24 protein-coding genes and 1 riboswitch are annotated in these 23,457 nt (G+C 31.0%); of the genes, 19 read left to right on the forward strand and 5 right to left on the reverse strand.

The window, feature by feature from the left end; genetic code table 11:
* Window positions 1-18 precede the first annotated feature (18 nt).
* From CLOTH_RS03220 to CLOTH_RS03285, 14 genes are all read left to right on the forward strand, one after another.
* On the forward strand, window positions 19-1,005 hold the full coding sequence (locus CLOTH_RS03220) for a DUF3048 domain-containing protein (protein ID WP_079411175.1): 987 nt from the start codon (window positions 19-21) through the stop codon (window positions 1,003-1,005).
* A 110-nt stretch (window positions 1,006-1,115) separates the two neighbouring features.
* Window positions 1,116-1,943: a Nif3-like dinuclear metal center hexameric protein gene (locus CLOTH_RS03225; protein ID WP_079411176.1), complete on the forward strand. Its 828-nt coding sequence runs from the start codon at window positions 1,116-1,118 to the stop codon at window positions 1,941-1,943.
* 135 nt (window positions 1,944-2,078) lie between these two features.
* Window positions 2,079-2,263: riboswitch (cobalamin riboswitch) on the forward strand.
* Between the two features lie 162 nt (window positions 2,264-2,425).
* Window positions 2,426-3,604, forward strand: a complete 1,179-nt coding sequence (locus CLOTH_RS03230) for an aspartate-alanine antiporter-like transporter (RefSeq protein WP_079411178.1) — start codon at window positions 2,426-2,428, stop codon at window positions 3,602-3,604.
* A gap of 16 nt (window positions 3,605-3,620) precedes the next feature.
* Window positions 3,621-4,781 carry an ADP-forming succinate--CoA ligase subunit beta gene (gene sucC / locus CLOTH_RS03235; protein WP_079411180.1) on the forward strand — a complete coding sequence of 387 codons (1,161 nt, stop codon included), beginning with the start codon at window positions 3,621-3,623 and terminating at the stop codon, window positions 4,779-4,781.
* Between the two features lie 17 nt (window positions 4,782-4,798).
* Entirely contained in the window at window positions 4,799-5,701 is a 903-nt protein-coding gene (gene sucD, locus CLOTH_RS03240; protein WP_079411181.1) for a succinate--CoA ligase subunit alpha, read from the forward strand.
* A 303-nt stretch (window positions 5,702-6,004) separates the two neighbouring features.
* Window positions 6,005-6,697: a polysaccharide deacetylase family protein gene (locus CLOTH_RS03245; protein WP_158080448.1), complete on the forward strand. Its 693-nt coding sequence runs from the start codon at window positions 6,005-6,007 to the stop codon at window positions 6,695-6,697.
* 339 nt (window positions 6,698-7,036) lie between these two features.
* Window positions 7,037-9,058 carry a methyl-accepting chemotaxis protein gene (locus CLOTH_RS03250; RefSeq protein ID WP_158080449.1) on the forward strand — a complete coding sequence of 674 codons (2,022 nt, stop codon included), beginning with the start codon at window positions 7,037-7,039 and terminating at the stop codon, window positions 9,056-9,058.
* Between the two features lie 26 nt (window positions 9,059-9,084).
* A complete protein-coding gene (gene msrA / locus CLOTH_RS03255; protein WP_079411187.1) occupies window positions 9,085-9,636 on the forward strand; it encodes a peptide-methionine (S)-S-oxide reductase MsrA in 552 nt (183 codons plus the stop codon).
* Window positions 9,637-9,668: 32 nt separating this feature from the next.
* The gene (locus CLOTH_RS03260; RefSeq protein WP_079411188.1) at window positions 9,669-10,301 is read left to right on the forward strand and encodes a flavodoxin family protein; all 633 of its coding nucleotides are present in this window, start codon (window positions 9,669-9,671) and stop codon (window positions 10,299-10,301) included.
* Window positions 10,302-10,425: 124 nt separating this feature from the next.
* Window positions 10,426-11,214, forward strand: coding sequence for a polysaccharide deacetylase family protein (locus tag CLOTH_RS03265; protein WP_079411190.1), 789 nt, complete (start codon window positions 10,426-10,428; stop codon window positions 11,212-11,214).
* 176 nt (window positions 11,215-11,390) lie between these two features.
* Complete coding sequence (locus tag CLOTH_RS03270; RefSeq protein ID WP_079411192.1) at window positions 11,391-13,052, forward strand: glycoside hydrolase family 13 protein; 1,662 nt, start codon at window positions 11,391-11,393, stop codon at window positions 13,050-13,052.
* Between the two features lie 87 nt (window positions 13,053-13,139).
* The gene (locus tag CLOTH_RS03275; protein WP_079411193.1) at window positions 13,140-13,730 is read left to right on the forward strand and encodes an RNA polymerase sigma factor; all 591 of its coding nucleotides are present in this window, start codon (window positions 13,140-13,142) and stop codon (window positions 13,728-13,730) included.
* Window positions 13,723-14,931, forward strand: coding sequence for an immunoglobulin-like domain-containing protein (locus CLOTH_RS03280; RefSeq protein WP_079411195.1), 1,209 nt, complete (start codon window positions 13,723-13,725; stop codon window positions 14,929-14,931). The genes CLOTH_RS03275 and CLOTH_RS03280 overlap by 8 nt, the downstream gene beginning before the upstream one ends.
* A gap of 25 nt (window positions 14,932-14,956) precedes the next feature.
* Window positions 14,957-15,700 (forward strand): SIMPL domain-containing protein, encoded by a 744-nt coding sequence (locus CLOTH_RS03285; RefSeq protein ID WP_079411196.1) that lies wholly within the window; start codon window positions 14,957-14,959, stop codon window positions 15,698-15,700.
* Window positions 15,701-15,751: 51 nt separating this feature from the next.
* On the opposite strand, the gene CLOTH_RS03290 is transcribed toward CLOTH_RS03285, so the two are convergent.
* The 4 genes from CLOTH_RS03290 to yeiL all read right to left on the reverse strand — a co-directional run bounded on the left by CLOTH_RS03290 (window position 15,752) and on the right by yeiL (window position 19,071).
* Window positions 15,752-16,519 (reverse strand): acyl-CoA dehydratase activase, encoded by a 768-nt coding sequence (locus CLOTH_RS03290; RefSeq protein ID WP_079411198.1) that lies wholly within the window; start codon window positions 16,517-16,519, stop codon window positions 15,752-15,754.
* A 17-nt stretch (window positions 16,520-16,536) separates the two neighbouring features.
* Window positions 16,537-17,718, reverse strand: coding sequence for a double-cubane-cluster-containing anaerobic reductase (locus CLOTH_RS03295; protein ID WP_079411200.1), 1,182 nt, complete (start codon window positions 17,716-17,718; stop codon window positions 16,537-16,539).
* Between the two features lie 138 nt (window positions 17,719-17,856).
* Window positions 17,857-18,339 (reverse strand): flavodoxin domain-containing protein, encoded by a 483-nt coding sequence (locus tag CLOTH_RS03300; protein WP_079411201.1) that lies wholly within the window; start codon window positions 18,337-18,339, stop codon window positions 17,857-17,859.
* Window positions 18,340-18,384: 45 nt separating this feature from the next.
* Complete coding sequence (gene yeiL, locus CLOTH_RS03305; RefSeq protein WP_079411203.1) at window positions 18,385-19,071, reverse strand: transcriptional regulator YeiL; 687 nt, start codon at window positions 19,069-19,071, stop codon at window positions 18,385-18,387.
* A 107-nt stretch (window positions 19,072-19,178) separates the two neighbouring features.
* Between yeiL and CLOTH_RS03310 the strand changes: the two genes are divergently transcribed.
* The 5 genes from CLOTH_RS03310 to CLOTH_RS03330 all read left to right on the forward strand — a co-directional run bounded on the left by CLOTH_RS03310 (window position 19,179) and on the right by CLOTH_RS03330 (window position 21,622).
* On the forward strand, window positions 19,179-19,601 hold the full coding sequence (locus tag CLOTH_RS03310) for a DMT family transporter (RefSeq protein WP_079411205.1): 423 nt from the start codon (window positions 19,179-19,181) through the stop codon (window positions 19,599-19,601).
* 11 nt (window positions 19,602-19,612) lie between these two features.
* Window positions 19,613-20,074 (forward strand): DMT family transporter, encoded by a 462-nt coding sequence (locus CLOTH_RS03315; protein WP_079411206.1) that lies wholly within the window; start codon window positions 19,613-19,615, stop codon window positions 20,072-20,074.
* Between the two features lie 78 nt (window positions 20,075-20,152).
* On the forward strand, window positions 20,153-20,677 hold the full coding sequence (locus tag CLOTH_RS03320; protein ID WP_079411208.1) for a TDE2712 family protein: 525 nt from the start codon (window positions 20,153-20,155) through the stop codon (window positions 20,675-20,677).
* Window positions 20,677-21,045 carry a VOC family protein gene (locus tag CLOTH_RS03325; protein WP_079411210.1) on the forward strand — a complete coding sequence of 123 codons (369 nt, stop codon included), beginning with the start codon at window positions 20,677-20,679 and terminating at the stop codon, window positions 21,043-21,045. Before CLOTH_RS03320 ends, CLOTH_RS03325 begins: the two co-directional genes overlap by 1 nt.
* A gap of 10 nt (window positions 21,046-21,055) precedes the next feature.
* The gene (locus tag CLOTH_RS03330; protein WP_079411212.1) at window positions 21,056-21,622 is read left to right on the forward strand and encodes a class I SAM-dependent methyltransferase; all 567 of its coding nucleotides are present in this window, start codon (window positions 21,056-21,058) and stop codon (window positions 21,620-21,622) included.
* Between the two features lie 72 nt (window positions 21,623-21,694).
* Here the strand turns inward: CLOTH_RS03330 and CLOTH_RS03335 are convergent, their stop codons facing one another.
* Window positions 21,695-23,164 carry a PTS transporter subunit EIIC gene (locus CLOTH_RS03335; RefSeq protein ID WP_079411214.1) on the reverse strand — a complete coding sequence of 490 codons (1,470 nt, stop codon included), beginning with the start codon at window positions 23,162-23,164 and terminating at the stop codon, window positions 21,695-21,697.
* Window positions 23,165-23,457: the final 293 nt, after the last annotated feature.

Below are 23,457 nucleotides of genomic sequence, written 5' to 3' on the forward strand. Positions count from 1 at the left end.
GATAATAGGGAGGTTAAAATGAAAAAACTATTTTTAACTCTAATTTTAATAACAATACTTATGGTTTCAGGGTGTAAAAACAAGCAGGATATTATAGAAGAAGATACAGAAAATGAAATAGTAATAGAAGATACAAAGGAATATGCTAAGAATATATTTACTGGTGAAAATATTGAAGATGAAAAGATCCCTTTCTTTGCAATCCTCGAAAATTCAAAAATGGCAAGGCCACATAGTGGTTTATCTTATGCGGATATAGTTTTTGAAACTTTAGTTGAAGGTGGTATAACAAGATATATAGCACTTTTTTCTGATGATATACACAAAATTGGACCTGTAAGAAGTACAAGACCATATATTCAAGATATAACAATTGCATTTGATATTCCATTTGCTCATTGTGGAGGTAGCAATGTAGCTATAGAAATGATACAAAGAAGAAACCTTAAGAGTATGAATGAGATGTATAATAGTTCTTATTTTTTTAGATCAAAGGATAGAAAAGCACCTCATAATTTATACACATCATCTGATAAGTTAAGGGATTTTATAGTTGAAAGGGGATATACAAGTAGATACAATTTCAATATGGACTTTGAGGAAAATATAGATACTTCTTTAGACAGCGCTACAAATATTAAAATAACTCCTAGTAAATATACTTATTCAGAATTTAAGTATGAAGATGGAAAATACTTTAGGTTTCAAGATGGAAAAGAAGATATAGATAATTTAAATAATAAACAGATAAATGTAAGTAATGTATTGGTTCTATTTACAGATATAAAAGATTTAAATAACGAATCAAAACACGTCGATGTAAGAATTTTAGGTAGAGGGAATGGACTTTTATTTAAGGGTGGAAAAGTTGAAAAAGTAATATGGGTTAAAGAAAGTCTAAATGATCATTTTGATATAAGGAATGAGCAAGGGATGAGGGTTAAGCTATTAAAGGGAAATAGCTGGGTTTATATTGTAGATAATAAAGCAGGGGTTAATTACTAAATTAAAGAAGAATATTTCAAATATTTAAACAGTTAATGAAAAAGTTTTCACAGAATGTTATAATAAGATTAGGACTACATAACTGAAGTAAAATATAAGGAGGAAAGAATATGAATACTAAGGAGATTATGGATTTAGCTCTAGAACTTGCAGGATTAACTGAAGTACCTGAAGATTCTGGGATTATAGTAGAAGGAGAAAATATAAAAAAAGTAGCAATAGGTGTTGATATGGAGTTAGCTGAAATGATGCTTGCTAGAGAATTAGGAGCAGATTTAGTAATAACTCACCATCCTAAAGGTGGCAACCCAGCTATAAATCTTCATAAAGTTATGAAAGCTCAAATAGATAGAATGGTTAAGGCTGGAGTACCTATAAATAAGGCTCAAAAGGCTTTATCTGAGAAAGTTGGTCAAGTAGAAAGAGCTTTACATGTATCAAACTATGATAGAGCTGTATCCGCTGCTAAGCTTTTGAAAATGCCATTTATGGGTGTACATACACCAACAGATATATTAGCTGAAAACAAGGTTGAAGCTCATCTAGAGAATGCTTTAAAAGATAAACCAAAAGCTACACTTGATGATGTTGTGAAAGCATTAGAGGAATTACCAGAATATCAAAAAACTTTGGCTAAGCCTGTTATTCGTGTAGGTAGCAAAGATGATTTCGCTGGTAAAGTATTTGTAACTATGGCTGGCGGTACTGGTGGTGGAGCAGCAGTAGCTAAAGCGTACTTTGAGGCAGGAGTAGGAACACTTATATGCATGCATATGCCAGAAGATGTACTTAAGGCTGTAAGAGAGCAAAATATAGGGAATGTAATAGTTGCAGGGCATATGGCGTCTGACTCTGTAGGAATTAATGAGTTTATTAAAGGACTAGAAGATAGAGGTATCGAAGTTATAAGAATGAGTGGGGTTATAGATCCTAAGTAGAAAGAATTAATATTTCTAAGAGACGTATGAGCCTAGGAATAAAATATTTCCTAGGCTTTATTTTTTCACTACTGCATGCAAAGTACACAATATGTATTGACACATAGTAATAATGATGATATAGTCTAGTTAAAATTAAATATTCAGACTATTGGTGCAGTTATAATAATAGCTGCTTAAAAGGGAAGTTCGGTGTAATTCCGACACGGTCCCGCCACTGTAATGGATAGAACCTTACGAATACCACTGTGCTATAGCATGGGAAGGTGTAAGGTTTGTTATTCCTAAGTCAGGAGACCTGCCAGTAGGATCAACGCTGTTTATTACTCACGAGGATGAGGAGGTGTTATTGATAAGTAGGACATTGGACAGTTCTACACTTTTTGATAATACCCTTTCTATGATTAGAAAGGTTTTTTTATTGTGTAATAACTCAGCAAACATTTGCTGAGTTATTTTTTTAGGAATTGGAGGGATGAAAAGTGAATTTAGTACAATTTATATCAAACCCGCTTTTGCTTATGTTATTTAGTATATTCATAGGCCAGTTAGTTGGAAGAATTGATTACAAAAATGTCAAATTAGGAAGTAGTGGAGGATTATTTGCAGGGCTTGTTATAAGTTATTTTGCAACTCGATATTTACAGACATATGACACTAGTTCTGTAATGTTAAATAGGCCATTTATACCCTCTGAATTATTTCAACTAAGTCTTGTAGGATTTATAGCATCAGTAGGATTATTGGCATCAAAAAATATTAGGAAGATAATAAAAGACAATGGATACAGATTTATGGTACTAGCACTAGTTATAACTCTAACTGGTTCATTGTCGACTTGGCTATTTATTAATTTATTATTTCAGAATTTGAAGGTAAGTGTAATAGGCACATATGTAGGAGCATTAACAAGTTCTCCAGGACTGGCTACAGCTATTGAAATATCTAGAGAATTAGGTGAAACTGCACAAGCAATGGTTGGGCTTGGGTATTCAATTGCATATATACCAGGAGTTATAGTTGTAATAGTTTTTGCACAGTTAGTAGCAAAACATTATAAGAACAATGCAAATATGCAAAGGAAAGATGAGAAATATAATGGTGAAAACTTATCTGAAGTGAGTTTTAGCGTAACTTCTTTTTGTATAGTTTGCTTATTAGGGATGATTATAGGAAGGATAAATATCTATCTAGGTAAATATCTTGGAGATTTTTCACTAGAGACAACTGGTGGAGTATTGCTTAGTGCATTAATCTTAGGAGATATGAAAAAAATAGGTTTTTTAAATTTTAACATCAAAAAAGAACAACTCAATGTAGTTAGGGATATTTCACTAAATATGTTTCTTTCAATTGTAGGGCTAAATTATGGATACAATGCTCTAAACCTTATTAGAACATCAGGAGCACAGCTTCTTATAATAGGTACTGCTACAGCAGTATTAAGTATTTTAGCTGGATATATAGTTGGAAAAAAATTATTAAAACTGGACATTGTTTATTTGATAGGAGGGGTATGTGGTGGAATGACAAGTACACCAGGTCTAGCAGCTGCTATAGAATCGTTAGAAAGTGACGAGGTAACAGTTGCATATGGTGCTACTTACCCGTTTGCATTATTTTTTATGATATTGTTTACTAACATTTTATTTAGAGTATAGAAACGGAGGAGCTAATATGAATATACATGAGTATCAAGCAAAAGAAATATTAAAAAAATATAATATATCAGTACCTAATGGTAAGGTCATATATAAAGTAGAAGATGCCCAAATTGCTGCTTGGAGCATCGAAACTGATATAGCAGTTGTAAAAGCTCAAATACATGCTGGAGGCAGAGGGAAAGCAGGAGGAGTAAAAATAGCCAATAGTATAGATGAAGTGAAAATGCATGTAAAGGACATATTAGGAAAAAAATTAGTAACTTATCAAACAGGACCAGAAGGAAAAGAAGTTAAAGCAATTTTAATAGAAGAAGGCTGTAATATCGATAAAGAATATTATTTAGCACTGACATTAGATAGAGAAACATCAAAAATAGCGATGATAGCTTCGGATGAAGGGGGAACTGATATTGAAGAAGTAGCAAAAAATAATCCCAATAAGATTTTTACAGAAACTATTGATCCAGCAGTTGGATTATGTGAATTTCAAGCAAGAAGATTATGTTTTGATATAGGAATTCCTACACAGTTAATGGGGGACGTAGTTAAAGTAATGATGAATTTATACAAATGCTTCATTGAAAAAGATTGTATGTTAGCAGAGATAAATCCTTTAGTCGTTACAAAAGACAACAAAATTATGGCATTAGATGCCAAACTAAACTTTGATGAAAATAGCTTATACAGGAATCAAAGTATTCTTAGATATAGAGACTTAAACGAAGAAGATGAGAAAGAAATAGAAGCATCAAAGTACGGATTATCTTATATTGCTTTGGATGGTAATATCGGTTGCATGGTAAATGGTGCAGGACTAGCAATGGCTACCATGGATATCATAAAGCTATATGGAGGAGAGCCGGCGAACTTTCTAGATGTTGGTGGTGGAGCATCAGAGGAGAAAGTGACTAATGCTTTCAAAATAATACTGTCTGATGATAGAGTCAAGGGAATTTTTGTGAATATATTCGGTGGAATAATGAAATGTGATGTAATAGCTAGAGGGATTGTAAATGCAGCAAGAGAAGTTAATTTGAATGTTCCGTTGGTAGTAAGGTTAGAAGGAACTAATGTAGAATTAGGTAGACAAATAATAGATAACTCTAATATAAGTATTGTTACAGCTAAGACTATGGATGAGGGTGCAAGAAAAATAGTAGAGTTAATTAAATAGAAAGGAAGGTATTTATAATGAGCATATGGATAGATAAGAATACTAAAGTAATAGTTCAAGGCATAACTGGAAAAACAGCTCTTTACCATACAAAACAAATGCTTGAATATGGAACAAAGATAGTTGCAGGGGTTACTCCCGGTAAAGGTGGTACAGATGTTGAAGGAATACCTGTATTTGATACTGTAAAACAAGCTGTAGATAGGACAGGTGCTAATGTATCTATTATATATGTTCCAGCAAAATTTGCAGCAGATTCAATACTAGAAGCAGTAGATGCAAATTTAGATATGGTGGTATGTATCACAGAGCATATACCTATAAAAGATATGATATATGTTAAAAGATATATGGATGGCAAGAAGACAAGATTGATTGGTCCAAATTGCCCAGGGATAATAACTCCTAACGAATGTAAAATTGGGATTATGCCAGGATATATACATAAGAAAGGTAGAATAGGGATTGTGTCTCGTTCTGGCACATTGACATATGAAGCAGTTTATCAATTATCTCAAAGAGGAATAGGGCAGTCCACAGCTGTGGGGATTGGAGGAGATCCAGTTAATGGAACAAACTTCATAGATGTACTAAAAACTTTCAATGAAGATGATAATACTGATGCAGTTATAATGATTGGAGAAATAGGGGGAAATGCAGAAGAAAAAGCAGCACTTTGGGTTAAGGAAAATATGAGGAAACCAGTAGTTGGATTTATAAGTGGAAAAACAGCACCTACAGGAAAGAGAATGGGACATGCAGGTGCTATAATTTCATCAGGTAAAGGAACCGCTGATGAGAAAATAAGAGTAATGAAAGAGTGTGGTATATATATTGTAGAAAATCCAACGCTTATAGGAGATACTTTAGTTAGTGTATTAAAAGACAACAATCTATGGAGAAGTGAGTATGAGGATTAATAAAAAAGTCTTTCTTTGAAAGATCTTGAATGTAGACTTTTTTGAAATTCATAACGGAAATTATAAATTATCCATAATTCAAAAAGTTTATAATTTCCTATTCATTATAAAAAATGGTAGGTGTACACCTACCATTTTTTAGTGTATCCATCATCATAAAAGTGAATGTCATGAATATAATAGGTTATATGTTAATACAAACTCTATGATACTAATATTTAGGAAGAGGTGATTTAGATAAGAAATCCTCTAATATTAATAATTAGAAGAAAAAGTATTATTTTAGGGATACTCTTACTAGTATTGCTGATTATAACTCATACGTATATTAAGAACCAATTACTTAGTGAGGTAGGAGAGAGGATATATAATGACCCAGATATAATTAGAAATGGAGTTGAAGATCAGAAAGTCGTTGCCTTAACCTTTGATGATGGGCCACATCCTAGATTTACACCTAAAATATTAGATTTGCTAGCCGAATATGATGCCAAAGCTACTTTTTTCGTTATAGGCAAACATGTAAAGCTATATCCTAAAATAGTAGAGAGAATAGTAAGTGGAGGGCATGAAATTGGAAATCATACTTTTACACACATTAATGTAACAAAATCTTCTTATGGAAAGATAAAAAAAGAATTTGAAGATACTCAAAATATTATTTTTACATCAATAGGTATGCAACCTAAGATATTTCGTCCTCCATTTGGTAGTTTGAATAATAACACTTTGCGCATTGTTAGAGAAGGTGGTTGTAAAGTTATACTATGGTCTCCAAATCAAGATCCTAAAGATTGGGATAACCCAAGTGCTGAAGAGATTGCCGAGCATATCCTCAAGAATATTGGAAATGGGAATGTTATTTTATTACATGATTATGTAATACAAAAGGATAGCAAAACTGTTGAAGCACTGAGAATAATTTTACCGGAGCTTGTTGAAAGAGGCTATAGGCTTATAACAATTAGCGAGCTCCTTGAAATTTCTGGTTTATAATCATAAGTTTAGTCATTTTTCTGTTCACGACAATATTCTTCCGCGGCTTAGAGTTTAGTGTTGTTTTTTCCCGGGAAATGTATTGTATTGTATAAATTAGTAGCAGATAAAAAATATCGTGTTTAATAAATAATAGATTTATAATTATCATGAAGAAAGTTCAAGTTTTATATAATACTTTGTCGTAGATTTTAGAAAAATAAGGAAACTAGCAGAAAAACAAAATTAAGTAAGGAATCATGTCTGATAAAGTGTGTGTTTTTTAATATTAATTTGTATATTTATAGTTTCATTTTTGATATAATTGTTTTAACACATACTACATTGGGGGGACTTATGATGAAAAGCATCAAAGCTAGGATAATTCTTTATTTTTCGATTTTAATTTTAGCAATTTCAAGTGTGTTTGGATATTTTGCTTTGAGTACAACATCTAAGGCTGTGACTAAAGAGGCTGAAAGTGCACTACTAAAAAATGCTCAAGATGCAGCACAGATAATAAAGAGTAGAAATGATGCTAATTATATTTATTTAGAGGGGGTAGCATCTAAAGAAGTTATAGCAGATAAAGGAATATCTATAGATGATAAAATGGTAGCTTTGAAAAATGAAGTAAAAAAATCTGGCAACTTCATTAGAATAGGAGTAGCCGATTTAGAAGGAAACTTATACTTATCTGACTCTTATGGAGATAGAGGACAAGTCGTAAATATAAATGAAAGACAGTATTTTAAAGATTCAATAAAAGGAAAAAGAGGAATGCTTAATCCTGCTGTAAGTGTAAATGCAGATGATAATGGAGCTTTAATAATAGCCTATTCTGTTCCTATATATGAAGGTAATAATATAGTAGGTGTACTTGTGGCTGTTGCAGATGCTACATTTTTAAATGACCTTACTGACGATATGGGTTTTGGAGAAAATGGATATGCATATCTTGTTGATAATAGTGGAACTATCATATCCAACCCAAATAGAGATATGGTATTAAACCAAGTAAATTTGATAGATAAAGGTAATGAGGATAATAGCTTTAAGGAAATAGGAAAGGTAGTAGAAAAAGCTTTAAAAGAAAAAGAAGGTATATCTAGGTATTCATTTGAAGGAGATAGATTTTATATAGGATATTCTAGCGTAGATGGAACTGATTGGACTATTATAGTAACGGCATTAGAAAATGAGGTACTATCTTCTATTCCTACACTTGCAAGAAATATATTATTTATAACAGTTTTGATACTTATTGTAAGCATTTTTATTTGTTATATTGTAGGTAAGTCTTTTGCAGACCCTATAATAAATGTTATAGATTATTCAAAGAAAATAGCTGATTTGAATATAAAAGAAGACGTTCCTGATAAGTTTTTAAAAAGAAAAGACGAAATTGGTGATTTAGCAAGTTCATTTCAGGTAATTACTAGAAATCTTAGAGATATAATTAAAAGCGTAGTAGATACATCTGAGAGATTAGGGGCATCATCTCAGCAGCTAGCAGCAATAAGCCAACAATCAGCAACTTCTACAGATGAGATAGCTAGGGCTATTGAAGAAATAGCAAAAGGAGCATCAAGTCAGGCAGGTGATACAGAGGTTGGAGTTTGTGCAGTAACAGATTTAGGTAGCATGGTTGTAGAAAATAAAGAACATTTAGCTAATCTAAATAGTTCCTTGAACAATGTAAATAGATTGAAAGATGAAGGATTTGATATATTAAAAGATTTGATAGAGAAAACAGACATAAATTCTAAAGCGTTTGGTCATGTTCAAGAAGTTATTATAACAACAAATGAAAGTGCTAGCAAAATAGAAAGTGCTAGTGCTATGATAAAAAGTATAGCAGAGCAGACTAATCTACTGGCATTAAATGCAGCTATAGAAGCAGCTAGAGCAGGAGAGGCAGGAAAGGGATTTTCGGTAGTTGCAGATGAAATAAGAAAATTAGCTGAACAGTCTAACAGATTTACCCAGGAGATAAGTGCAGTTATAAGTGAACTAACAACAAAGACATCAAGTGCAGTAAAAAATATGGAGCAAGTAGAGCAAGTTGTAAAATCTCAAGCTAGTAGTGTTGATATGACTAAGTCTAAATTTGAAGGGATTTCACAAGCTATAGAAGATATAAAATCGTATATACACAGGGTAAATAAATCTGGAGATGATATGAATATTAAAAAGCAAGAAATACTGAATATAATAGGAAATTTATCTCAAATAGCACATCAAAATGCAGAGGCATCAGAGGAAACGGCAGCGTCAATAGAAGAACAAGTTGCATCTTTAGAAGAAGTAGCAAATTCTAGTCAGTGTTTATCAGAATTAGCTCAAGAGTTAAATGAACTAGTTTTCAGATTTAAAGTATAGAAACTATTAATACAGGAGGAATTGGGATGGATACTAGATATGAAACTGCAATCTTTGCTGGTGGCTGTTTTTGGTGCATGGTTTCACCATTTCACGTTCTAGATGGAATTATTGAAGTAAAGTCAGGATATACAGGTGGACATAAGGAAAATCCAACATATGAAGATGTAAAATCTCAAACATCTGGACATTATGAGGTAGTAAAAATAATTTATGATCCTAATGTAATAAGCTATGACAAGCTACTAAGGGCTTACTGGATGCAAATAGACCCAACAGATGATAATGGGCAGTTCCATGACAGGGGGCCTTCTTATAGAAGTGCTATTTTCTATACAACTGATGAACAAAAACAAAAAGCTGAAAAGTCAAAGAGAGAGCTAGAAAAGTCAGGAAGATTTGAAGATCCAATAGTTACAGAAATACTTCCGGCTACAACATTTTATGATGCTGAAGAATACCACCAAGATTACTATAAGAAAAATCCTGTTGAATATAAGGAAGATAGAAAAATTTCAGGAAGAGACGAATTTATAAAAAAATATTGGGGAGATGAGTACTGGGCTTTATTTGACTAATTATAATTTGTGACTAATGAGGAGGATAAGAAATGAAAGTTGTAGCTTTTAATGGGAGTCCACGTGAAAAAGGAAATACCTATCATGCAATAAGAATAGTAGCAGATGAACTTGAAAAAGAAGGTATAGAAACAGAAATAATTCACGTTGGAAATAAGCTAATTAGAGGGTGTATAGCATGTAATCAATGTATAAAAAACAAAGACGAAAAGTGTGCTATTCAAGATGATGTTAATGAGTGGATACAAAAGATGAAACATGCACAAGGGATAATTTTAGGATCTCCTGTACACTATTCAGCTATAGGCGGGACTATGAAAGGATTTTTAGATAGAGCGTTTTATGTTGCAGGTGCAAATAATTCTATGTTAAGACATAAAGTAGGCGCATCTGTTGTCGCTGTAAGACGTTCTGGTGGTGTTACAACATTCAATCAATTAAACAATTATATTAACTACTCTGAAATGATAATGCCAAATTCTAATTATTGGAATGTTATTCATGGTACTAGACCAGGAGAAGCACTACAAGATGAAGAAGGGGTACAAATTATGAGAGTGCTTGGTAAAAATATGGCATGGCTTATGAAGTTAATAGGAAATGGTAAAGAATCTGTTGAAAAACCAGAAAAAGAAAAGAAGACATATACGAATTTTATCCGTTAAATCCTCTAGCTTTAGCTAGGGGATTTAATTGTATATAGAAAAATATATAATTTGAGTGTATATATGATTAAAAAAGTTATAATATATTAACTGGGAGTAACAATTTTTTATATGGAGGAAATCTATGCGAATTATAAAGGTTGTAGTAATAATTTTTCTATTACTTGTAATAAGTGCTTGTCAAGATAAAAAAATAGATAACGAACAGACAGAAGAAATAGAAATAGATATAAATGAAGATAATCAAGATATAGTGGAAGATTCAAAAAATTTGATAGTCAGTCAAGAAAAACTAGATACAATTTACAAAAAAGATGGACAAAAAATTGCATATTTAACATTTGATGACGGCCCATCTATAAATATAACGACTGAGATACTAGATATACTAAAAGAAAATGAAATAAAGGCTACTTTTTTCGTAGTAGGGGAAAATGCACAAAAAAATAGTGACATCATAAAGCGAATGTATGAAGAAGGTCACGATATAGGAAATCACACATATTCGCATAATTTTAGAGATATTTATAAAAATCCCCAAAACTTTATCAGCAGTATAAAAAAATGTGATGAAATAATTAAGTCAATATTAGGAGAAACTTACGACTTTAACGTGATTAGATTTCCTGGAGGGTCATCTGGAAAAGATCTTAAGGATTTTAAAATTGAGCTAAATAATTCTGGATATAGCTATGTAGATTGGAACTGTTTGAATGGAGATTCAGAAAGAGAAAATGAAACAGTAGAGCAATTAGTTGAAAGATTTAAAGAAACATCTAAAGGAAAAGAAAAATTAGTTATATTAATGCATGATAATTCATCAAAGATTAATACACCTGAATCTTTGAAAAAAATAATTAAATATTTGAAAGAAAGTGGATATACTTTTGAGCTTTTTTCGCAAATAGATTGAATACTTTATTTGAAATAAAAAAATAGTTGACTTTACAATTAAAATCTAGTAGATTTATGGTTAGAGTTAATATTTTTTTTAAACTTCTATGCAACCGGTTGCATTGCAGAGAAGTTTTTATTTTAAAAGATTGTGCAATCGATTGCATAAATTTGATTAGGGAGAGGAAAGATACTATGACAAAAAAATGGTGGAAAGAGTCAATTGCATATCAGATATATCCAAGAAGTTTTATGGATTCAAATGGAGATGGAATAGGAGATTTAAGAGGAATTATATCAAAATTAGATTATTTAAAAGATCTAGGAATAGATGTTATTTGGATTTGTCCTATGTATAAATCTCCAAATGATGATAATGGATACGATATAAGTGATTATCAAGATATCATGGATGAGTTTGGAACTATGAATGACTTTGATGAATTATTAAAAGAAGTTCACAAAAGAGATATGAAGTTAATAATAGATCTTGTTATAAATCATACAAGCGATGAACATCCTTGGTTTATAGAATCAAGATCATCAAAAGATAATCCAAAGAGAGATTGGTATATATGGCGTGATGGAAAAAATGAAAAAGAGCCAAACAATTGGGAAAGTATTTTTGGTGGATCTGCATGGGAATATGACAAGGAAACTAATCAATACTTTTTACATTTGTTTTCTAAAAAGCAGCCAGATCTTAACTGGGAAAATAAAGATATGCGTAAAGCTATATACGATATGATAAATTGGTGGTTAGACAAAGGGATAGATGGCTTTAGAGTTGATGCTATAAGTCATATAAAAAAAGAAGAAGGATTAAAAGATATGCATAATCCTAAAAAGCTAAGATATGTTTCATCATTTGATAAACACATGAATGTGGAAGGTATTCATGAGTATTTGAAAGATTTAAAAGAAAACACTTTTGCAAAGTATGACATAATGACAGTGGGAGAAGCAAATGGTGTTAAGATAGAAGATGCTCATCTTTGGGTAGGAGAAGAAGAAGGAAAATTCAATATGGTATTTCAGTTTGAGCATTTATCTTTATGGGATGGAGAAAAAGGGAAAAAGTTAGATATTGTAAAGCTTAAAGAGATATTAACAAAATGGCAAGAAGGACTTTATAAGGACGGCTGGAATGCTCTTTATATAGAAAATCATGATATACCTAGAATAGTTTCTACGTGGGGCAATGATACAAAGTATTGGAGAGAAAGTGCAACTTGCTTAGGTGTTATGTATTTTATGATGCAGGGAACACCATTTATATATCAGGGTCAGGAAATTGGTATGACAAATGTTAAGTTTGATAGCATACAAGAATATAACGATGTAAGAACTAAGAACGTGTATAAGCTAAAAATAGAAGAAGGAGTTTCACATGAAGATATAATGAAAATAATCTGGGCAACATCAAGAGATAATGCTCGTACTCCTATGCAATGGGATAACTCATTAAATGCTGGATTTACAACTGCTAACCCTTGGATTAAGGTAAACCCTAACTACAAAGATATAAACGTAGAAAAACAACAAAAGGATTCAAAATCAATACTTAACTTTTATAAAAAAATGATTAGATTAAGAAAAGAAAATGAAGTTTTAGTATATGGAAAATATGATTTAATTTTAGAGAAAGATCCTCAGATATACGCATATACTCGCAGCTTAGATGATAAGAAGATTATAGTTATATGTAATTTATCGGATAAGGAAGCTAATTATAAATATGACGAAATTTTAGAGTATGATAATCTTATGATTTCTAACTATGATGTTAAAGAGCATAAACCAATAAAACAATTTACACTAAAACCATTTGAGGCAAGGATTTATAGTTTATTATAAAATGAATAAGTGCAAAATGGAGTTATATGAGATAATGTAAAAGTCTTTTATTTTTATATAGAAGACTTTTATATTTTTTTTGAATTTATGAATAAAAATGCTTTTTTAAGTCGTCTAATATATGTAGGTAAAGATGAAAGGGAGTTGAGAAATTTGCTTGCAAGCATATTCAAAAACAGAAAAGATGTACCAGACACAGAAACATTGATTGACCTATATGGCAACGATGTTTTAAGAATCTGTATGTATTATATGAAAAATAAAGATGATGCAGAAGATGCCTTTCAGGATGTCTTTGTTAAAATACACAAGAATAAATCCCAATATGAAGCTAAGGCCAGCATAAAAACATGGATAACACGTATTGCTATAAACACTTGTAAAGATATATTAAAAAGTTCATGGAATAAAAAAACTACTTATCTTGATGGCAATATATCAGATGAACTGATATATCATGATGAAGTAAGTCTTGGAGATGAAGTGTATGAAGCAATTCAGTCTTTATCTGATATTTATAAAGAAGTTATCTTCTTAAAATATTACAACGATATGACTGCTAAAGAAATTTCAGCTATAACGGGAGCATCTGAATCTGCTATAAATTCTAGAATACTAAGGGCTAAGACGGAGTTAAGAAATATATTGACACAGAAAGGAATTGATATAAGTGGATAAAAAGATAAATAAATCTCTTAATGATAATCTAGATAATATTACTGTTTCACAAGAGCTTAAATCAAAAACACTAGAAAAAATAAATTCACTAGAAGAAAAATCTCCAAGAAAATTTAATAGATTTACTTACGCAGCTGCAATAGGTATAGTTTGTGTATCTGTAATAGGACTAAGTCTTCAAAACTCACCAAAGGATAATCTTATGGATCAAAAGATAGCTATACAAGGTGAGTCTGATATTTATCAGAGCAAGGATTTAGCACAGATATCTAGAGAAATAAATATAGACCTTATAAATGATATAAAATATGACAAATCAACTGGAATATTATCATTTACAATTGACAATAATACAGGCTCAGATCTGTTCTTTGGAGTTGGATTTCATATAGAAAAATATGAAAATGGAAATTGGAAAAAGACTAATTTAACTGATGATTTGGCATTTATTGAGATAGCGCTTATAGCTCAGCAAGGACAAAAACTTGAGAATAGTATAGATCTTTCTATGATTAAAGAAAAGATAACTTCTGGTAAGTATAGAGTGGTTAGATCCTATGGAAGTGATACTCAAAGAATAATATCATACATTGAATTTGAAGCTGACAAAGGTGGAAATTTTACAAATTTCAATAGTTACGGCACTGTAGAATATATAGATAATACAGATACTGTTCAATTAAATGATATTCATTTAGTAAATGATGAAATAGGAAAATTGTTTTCTGTTTATAGCTCAAACAATAGTTACTCATTGACAATGTCAAGTGCCCAAGGGCTACAGATTTGTCCTATGTATATGGGTGAGGAAGAAGTAGGTTTCTCTATGGAAGCCGACTATGGAAGATTATTCGAAGTAGAGATTAACTTTCCTGAGAATTATGACAAAAGTATAATAAGCCCTCCAGAAAGTAGTGTAAGTTCAAAAGATTATATAGAGGGATGGAGCAAACCAGGATATGCAGGTGATACTGCTATTGCAATGCCTTACTCTGGAGCAAGGGTTATATCATTAAATGGTAAAAAGGTAGATGCTGATCCAGGATTGATTTACTGGATTCCTGAATCAGAAACAAATAAAGATACTGTTAAGGTTAAGATTACAGTTACTAATATTAAAACAAATAAAGTTATAGAAGAGTTTTACGCTGTTATCAATGGAAAAGATGGTATTTATTCTCTAGATCATTTGACTAGATAATAATAAATTAAAAGGAGGGTTCATAGTGAGTAAAATTAAGAATTTAATAATCATCTCGGCAATAGCATTATCAATGGTAGGTGTTTTTTACGCTGGAAATTTATCTAAGGCAAAAATTGCAGATGCTCAAAATCAAGTCTCTAGCCAAAAGGTGATAAGTGTATCAGGAGAAGGAGTTATAAGTGTTAAGCCTGATATAGCATATATCAACCTAGGAGTTCATGTACAAAATAAAGATGCGAAGATAGCACAATCTGAGAACACTCAGAAGATGAACAGAGTAATAGCAGCACTAAAAAAACAAGGGATAAAAGATGAAGATATACAAACTATAGAGTACAGCATTTATCCAGAATACAATTATAATTACGATAAGTCTAATCAACCTAAGATTGTAGGATATTCGGTTAGAAATATGGTAAGAGTAGCTATTAGAAATGTAGACAAAGTGGGGGTAATTATAGATGCTGTAGCAAGCAGTGATGCTAACTTAATAGATAGTATCTCTTTTGGGATTAGTGATGCAGAAAAATACTACAAAGAAGCATTAAAAAAATCAGTTGAAAATGCAAAGGGAAAAGCTACATCTATAGGTGATAGCTTAGGCGTTAAATTATCTACTCCGAGTAAGATAATAGAAAACTCTTCTCCATCGCACATTGTATATGAGAGAAGCTATAAAGCTATGGATGCTGTAGAGCATTCTACACCAGTATCTCAAGGGCAAGTTGAAATAAGAGCTGTTGTAACGGTTGAGTACAACTATTAATCTTAGAATAATTCAAAAAAGTGTACACGTGTGTACACTTTTTTGAACTGCCTACAAAGATTCATGTCCGATTATAGCGGCTCCAACGGCTCCTAAAAATTGTGACTGTTCTGAAGAAAATATTTCTACATTCAATTTCTCGCTCAGTAAATTTCTTAATAAATAATTTCTAGAAACTCCACCAGAGAAGAAAACTTTATCTTCAACACTAACTTTGCTAACTAATGAATATGTTTTGTTTGATATAGACTTTAATAATCCTGCAGCTATACTTTCTTTAGATGCTCCGCTAGCTATCAAGCTTACCACCTCTGATTCTGCAAAAACAGTGCACATACTATTTATATTTAAAGGTACAGCTTCACTAGCTATATCAGAAAGCTGACTAATGTCTATTTCGAGTATTTGAGACATTACTTGAAGAAATCTCCCGGTACCAGCAGCACATTTGTCATTCATTAAAAAATCAGAAACATTACCGTTTTTATCTAACTTTATTACCTTGCTATCTTGACCACCTATATCGATTACAGTCCTTATAGATTTATCTATAAAATGAGCACCTTTGCCATGACAAGTAATCTCAGTCACCTTTTTACTTGCAAAAGGAAGTGAGATTCTACCGTAACCAGTAGCAACAATAGACTTAATATCGTTTTTATCTATATTAGAATATTTTGTGATTCTATCAAGTAGGATATCTCCTGAATCTTTAGGACTCCAGCCAGTAGGGATAATATCCTTAGCTACAATATCATTTCCATCAAAAACTACAGCTTTAGCAGCTACGGATCCTATATCTATTCCAATGGTATACATATAACCACAATCCTTTTTTAGATAGTTGAGCTAGAACACAATTTTTCCTTTGAAGACTCTAAAGTTTCTAAGAATGCTTCTATTCTAACTTTTAATTGACCAACATCTGAATCAGAATAATCAGTTTCTATTTGTATAAATGGAAGATTTAACTTTTCTTTTACAAAATTCTTGACAGTGAAAGACTCTATACTGTAAGTGTGGCAAGCTTGCCATGTTAAATCTACAACACCATCTACTTGATACTCTTTAGCAAGTCTTTCTATTAAGTCTAATCTACCATTATTTGACATCATGCAAGAACACGGTGTAGATAAATATTTTTCTGCTAAAGCAGTTATAGGATCTTTATTTTCGTCTACTAATACATCTAAGCCTTTGTAGCCCGTGCAATTTTCTAAAGCAACAACACTAGCTCCAGAGTCCTCTAATATCTTTAGAACTTTTTCAGAACCACTGCCTATAGGGCAACCTGTAAGTAATATACGAGGTGCATCTTCGCTAAATGCATATATTCCATTTTTCATTTGTTCCTCAACTTCTGCTATTAAATTTTCAATTAATTCTATTCCTGATTCCTTATCAACATTGAACCCTTTTAACCATTGTGCTAGCATCATATCCATACCAGTCATAGGAGCTGGTTTATGAACATTTAATTTATGAAGTTTTTTCATAACTTCTCTTTCTTTATTCATTAACTTTATAGCTTCTTTAAGTTTATCATCTGTAATTTCAACATTGAACTGATTTTCTAAGAACTTAATAAAGCGAACCATTTCTTTTTTCCAAAGCTCTAAAGCCTCTTGACCTTGTGCAGTTTGAGGTAGGTTCATTATATGCATTGGTTTTATTTTTCCCATCAATTCATACATCTTCTTTTTCCCATCGCAAGTTGTCTCTGCCAAGAGAACATCTGAAAAATAAAAATAAGGGCATTTATCTGTAATTGCAAAACCATAACTTGATTTTATTAAAGGACATAGATTTCTAGGTAATTCTTTTTCTGCATCCTCTATAGGCTCTTGTTTTGTACCGCATAAAGTAACAGCAATAGCATCAGCTGCTAAAGCTATTTCTTGTGGAGAAAATACGCAGTACATACCTACAACTTTTTTTCCAGCCTCACTAGCTTCTTTTATTCTTATTGAATTAATTCCCCTTAAATCTTCAACTTTTTCCATAAGTTTTGCTCTCATGTTTTTATCCCCCTTGAATAGTCTATTTTCGACTAGTGTATAACAAAATGTTTCTATATACAACAATTCAAGGAATATTTATCCATAGAAAAATTTTATACATTTTAAGTTATATATAGATAAATTTTTAGTGAGCAATTACTGAATATTATTCATAACCCTTGCTAATTTATCAATGTTTTCTTCTAATATATTAGATACATTATTATTAACTTTAGCTACTTTTTTGGTTATAAGTCTATCAATAAAATTCATTTTTTCAAATATAAATTCTCCACCAAAATACTCAACTGATGTTGCATTATCTATCAAATCCTTAGGAAAAGATGCGTTTATCTGAATATCTATATAATCGTTTTCTCTCATGCCACATATATAAAGCCCCAGTTTCTTAGTTTTTAATAAATCTAAGTTCTCTGAGCAAAACTGGCTCACTTCTTTTGAGATTTTACCAATATAAATAGGACCTCCGATAATAACTTTATCGTATTTTGATAAATCTATAGACCCTGATTTTTTCAAGTTAAGTAAATCAACATTTCCATTTAGTTTTTTTGATAAATTTATTGCACATTTTTCACTGCATCCATATTTACTAAAATAAGCTATTAAAGTATTCATATAATCACCCCGTATATTATATTTTAATACTGCAAAAGAGTTTAACTATTTATATAAATCTGCTGCAAGCTTTTTTAATGTTACCTCGTCTATAACTATGAAATTATCATTTTCTTTGTGTATAACACGTTTTTCTTTGAGAATATTCAATGTCCTAAGTAAATGTCTATAACTTGTTCCTAAAAGCTCTGATATTTCAGTTAAATTCTCATTAAGTACAATTATTTTATTATCCATATTTTTGCCTGTAGCTAATATATAACTAGCCAATCTATTTTCAAGAGGATAAAGCAAGTTAATAGAGCTATTGTTAGAGCATCTATTGAGCTTATCGCTTAAAGAATTGCAAATAAACCTTAGAAACTTGCTATCATCTAGTAAATATTTCCTAACATTGTCTAAAGAAATTCCTATACAATATGAATCCTCTATAGCCTGTACATTAGTAGATGCAGGTTTAGTGTCTATAAGCTCTAAATCTCCTAATACCTTGAAATTTTCATAAAAGCAAAGTAGCAAAGACTTTCCATTACTTAAGGTTATATAAACTTTTGCTTTTCCATCCACAAAGAAAAAAAGATATTTCGTTTCATTACCTTCTTTACAAATATAATCGTTCTTTCTAAAAAGAAACAGCTCCATAAAGGGGCTCATATCTTGTGTGAAAATTTCATTAATCTTATATTTAGAGATATAAGACTCTATGAGTTTATAATTTCTCAATTTTTTCATACTCTCACCTTTACTAAATTAATCTTTCTTTAATATGACATATGTCATATGTGTTTTCAAGTGTTTTATGCTAAATTAAAAGAAATAATGTAAGGAGGGAAAATAATATGAACAATTTAATTTCAGCTTTAATAGGTGCTTTAATATCTATTATGGTTATGTTAAACGGAACATTATCTAGTGTTTATGGAAATTATATATCGAGTGTAATAATTCATATGGTTGGGCTTGTATCTATAATATTGGTATTATTGACAACTAAATCAAAAGTTAAGATTAGAAAAGAAGCTCCACTATACCTATATAGTGGTGGGGCTATAGGGGTTTTTACTATCCTTTTTAATAATCTTAGTTTTCCAGTACTAGGGGTATCTATTACACTTGCTTTAGGGTTACTAGGCCAATCTATTTCATCTATTATAATAGATCATTTTGGATTATTTGGAATGAATGTTGTTAGATTTGAAAAAAGAAAATATATCGGACTTGCATTCATTACTTTAGGAATACTTATAATGACTATCTTTTAGGGGGACATATTATGTTATATATAATCATTTCGATTTTAGCTGGTGTTTGTGTTGTGCTTTCAAGAATTGTAAATTTTAGTTTATCTAAAACAACTGGAGTTTTTCAGAGTACATTTTTCAACTACATGGTAGGATTTATCTTTGCTTTCATATTTTTATTTGTAAGTGGTGAATCTTTAAATATATCAAGTTTAAAATTTGAGTCTATACCATATTGGGCGTATTTAGGAGGAGCAATTGGTGTCTTAATTGTAGCTTTATCAAGTTATATAACTCCTAGAATATCAGCATTTTATCTTACTTTATTTGTCTTTATAGGGCAGTTATTTGTAGGAGTTGCTATTGACTATTTTACTTTGAATATATTATCTATAGGAAAGGTTGTAGGAGGGGTACTAGTTCTTATTGGGCTTGCTTATAATTTAATTTTAGATAAAGAGCAGGAGCATTTAATACTAAATAGAGAGCAGTAAATTTGCATTAGCTTATAGATAAAACTATAAATATATCATATAATTTATTTAATATATACTCAAATAGGGGGATTATGTATGATAAAAAGAATAGTTGTAAAACTAGATGTTATTGAAGCTATGCTTTACTATTGGCAGGCTACAAAGGACAAGGAAAAAGTAGGGGAGAGTTATTTAAATACAATAGCCAATTTTGAAGAAATGAAGTATATTTATGATGATGAGTTTAATGAAGAATCTGTAAGAAAAGTTCTCAGTGCTATATCTAATAGAGAACTTTTAAATAGTGAAAGTAGGAAAAGTAGAAAGTTTTGGAATAATAATATGTGGATGCTTGAAGACTTAGAGTATACAAATATGATGATATGTCCACTGAAGGTAATGAATTTAGATTCTCTAATCCCAAAACTTAACAATTCAAACTATGAAGAATTAGAAGTTGTATTTGTTCCTGGACATCAAGACGAATATACAATTAAAGACAACAAACTTATAATAAATTTCTTTAGAGTAAAGCCAGATTTATATGAAGATAATAAAGTAACAATTGGAGATAATTTATTAATAGATTATATAGAAGAAAAACTAAAGGAGGTACTATAATGAAATTTAATTTAACTCACAACAATTTCAATGTTTTGGATTTAGAAAAAAGTATGAAATTCTATGAAGAAGCTCTAGGACTGAAGGAAGTTAGAAGATACGAAGCCGAAGACAAAAGCTTTATACTTGTGTATCTAGGAGATGGACAAACAAGTCATACATTAGAGTTGACTTGGCTAAGAGATAGGAAAGAACCTTACAATCTTGGAGAAAATGAATTTCATCTAGCTTTTGAAACTGATGATTTTGAAAAAGCATATAACCACCATAAAGAAATGGGGTGTATATGTTATGAAAACAAGGATATGGGGATTTACTTTATTAGTGATCCTGATGGCTATTGGCTAGAAGTTTTGCCAAAAAAATAGAGGTGAAGAAATGAGATTTCTTAAAAGTCCTGTAGGTATATCTCATGAAGTAATTCAAAAGTTAGTATCTAAAGGAGATGTTGTAGTAGATGCTACAGTAGGGAATGGAAACGATACTCTTTTTCTAGCTAAGTTAGTAGGAGACAATGGACATGTATTCGGATTTGATATACAAGATAAAGCAATCGAAAATACTAGACAAAAATTAATAAGTGAAGATATGTTAGATAATGTAACGCTTATAAAAGATGGACATCAAAATATAGATAAGTATGTCAAGTCAGGAATAAAAGCTGTTATATTTAATTTAGGGTATCTTCCAGGTGGAGATCATAAAATACATACAAAGCCTGATAATACAATAACTGCAATACAGAAAAGTCTAGAACTTGTAGTTTCTCATGGAATTGTAGTGCTTGTTATATATTATGGGGGAGATAGTGGGTTTGAAGAAAAAGATGCAGTTTTAGACTTTTTAAGAGAGCTAGATCAAAAAAAGTATAGTGTGTTGATGTATGATTTTATAAATAATATAAATTGTCCTCCAATTGTAGTTTGTATAGAAAAATTAAAATAGTTAAATTCTTTATTAATAAATAAACCTCCTAGAATCCTAGGAGGTTTTGAATTACTAAAATATGAACTATTTTTATGCATTCATTAAAGATTTTATTTCATCTTTTAGACCTTCAGCCTCAGTTCCAAATATTACTTGAACACTTCCGCCACCTGCATCTAAAACACCTGCAGATCCAAGGGCTTTAAGCTTAGCTTTATCAACTTTAGAAGGGTCTTTAACTTCAAGTCTAAGTCTAGTTATACAAGCATCTATATGCTTTATATTTTCAGAATCTCCAAGAGCCTTTAAGACAGATAGTGCTCTATCAGATGCAGATGCTTTGTTTTCGTTGATATCTTTATTTTCTTCTCTACCAGGAGTTTTTAAATCAAGTTTCTTAATTAGTAGATAGAACGTAGCAAAGTAAAGTATAAATATAACTACTCCTATAGGGAACAGCATAAAAGGGTTACCTGCATTACCAGTAGATATACTTACAAAATAATCTATAAGAGAAGAAGTAAATGTTTCTGTAAGTCTAACACTAGCCATATTCATTAACATTCCACCAACGAATGCTAAGGAAATATGAGCAAGATATAAAACTGGAGCAACAAACATAAATGCAAATTCAATTGGTTCTGTTATACCAGTAATTATAGAAGTAAGAGATGCTGTAAGCATTGCTCCTCCTATTGCCTTTTTGTTTTGAGGTAGAGCAGTAAGGTATATAGCTAAAGCAGCTGCTGGAAGACCAAAGATTTTTAAAGGATATTCTGCAGCTGTAATAGATCCTGCAGTAGGGTCTCCAGCGAAGAATCTAGCAATTTCTCCTACGAATACTTCTCCTGTATTAGGGTTTACATACTGTCCAAATTGAGTTGTAAATGGAGTTTTAAATACATGGTGAAGTCCTGTAGGGATAAGTGCTCTATTTCCAAATGCGTATATAGCACCACCTAATCTGAAACCTCCAATTTGAGCATTTATAGCAACTTGACCAAGGTAATTTATTCCATCTTGAATTGGTGGCCATATAAGACCAAAGATTATACCTAATGCTGCAGATACAGCAACCATAATAATAGGAACTAATCTTTTTCCTGCGAAGAATCCAAGAACTGGATGAAGTTGAGTTTTAAAATACTTTTGATATACTTTTGCAGATATAATACCTATTATAATACCACTAAATACTCCCATATTTATAGGATCACCAAGATTTTGAGCAGAGCTCATAATACCTAATACTCTTATAAGAACTACATGCCCAACTAAAGCTGCAAGACCTGAAACAGCTTCTCCACCTGTAAATCCTATTGCAACTCCTATAGCAAATATAAGTGGAAGATTTTCGAATACTACAAGCCCACCACTAAACAGAACTTGAACAAATACACTTAAAAATAAGTTTTGTGATAAAACATCAGGACCTACGCCTTGCTCTATCATCCTTGAAACAGCAACCATAAGACCTGCAGCTGGTAAAACTGATACTGGTAGCATAAGTGATTTACCAACTTTTTGAAGAACAGAGAAAAAATTATTTTTCTTACTCATAAAAAAACCTCCTTTATTTATTATTTAAAAAAAATAACAGGCATAAGCATACATGAAAATAACCGAAGTTATTTTCGTATAAGCTTATGCCTGATCGAATCAGTAACACGCCATATAAAAATACTAGTATTTTATAAAAATAAAAAGGCATGAACTTATATAAAAACAACTAAAGTTATTTTTATATAAGCTCATGCCTGATCGAATCAGTAACACGCAAAAGTTTGATATCGTTTTCCTTGAATACAAGAATATCACCGTTTATTAAGAAAGTCAAGAATAAATTATAAAAT

This window comes from Alkalithermobacter paradoxus (genome assembly GCA_002029295.1).
Lineage (GTDB): Bacteria > Bacillota > Clostridia > Peptostreptococcales > Peptostreptococcaceae > Alkalithermobacter > Alkalithermobacter paradoxus.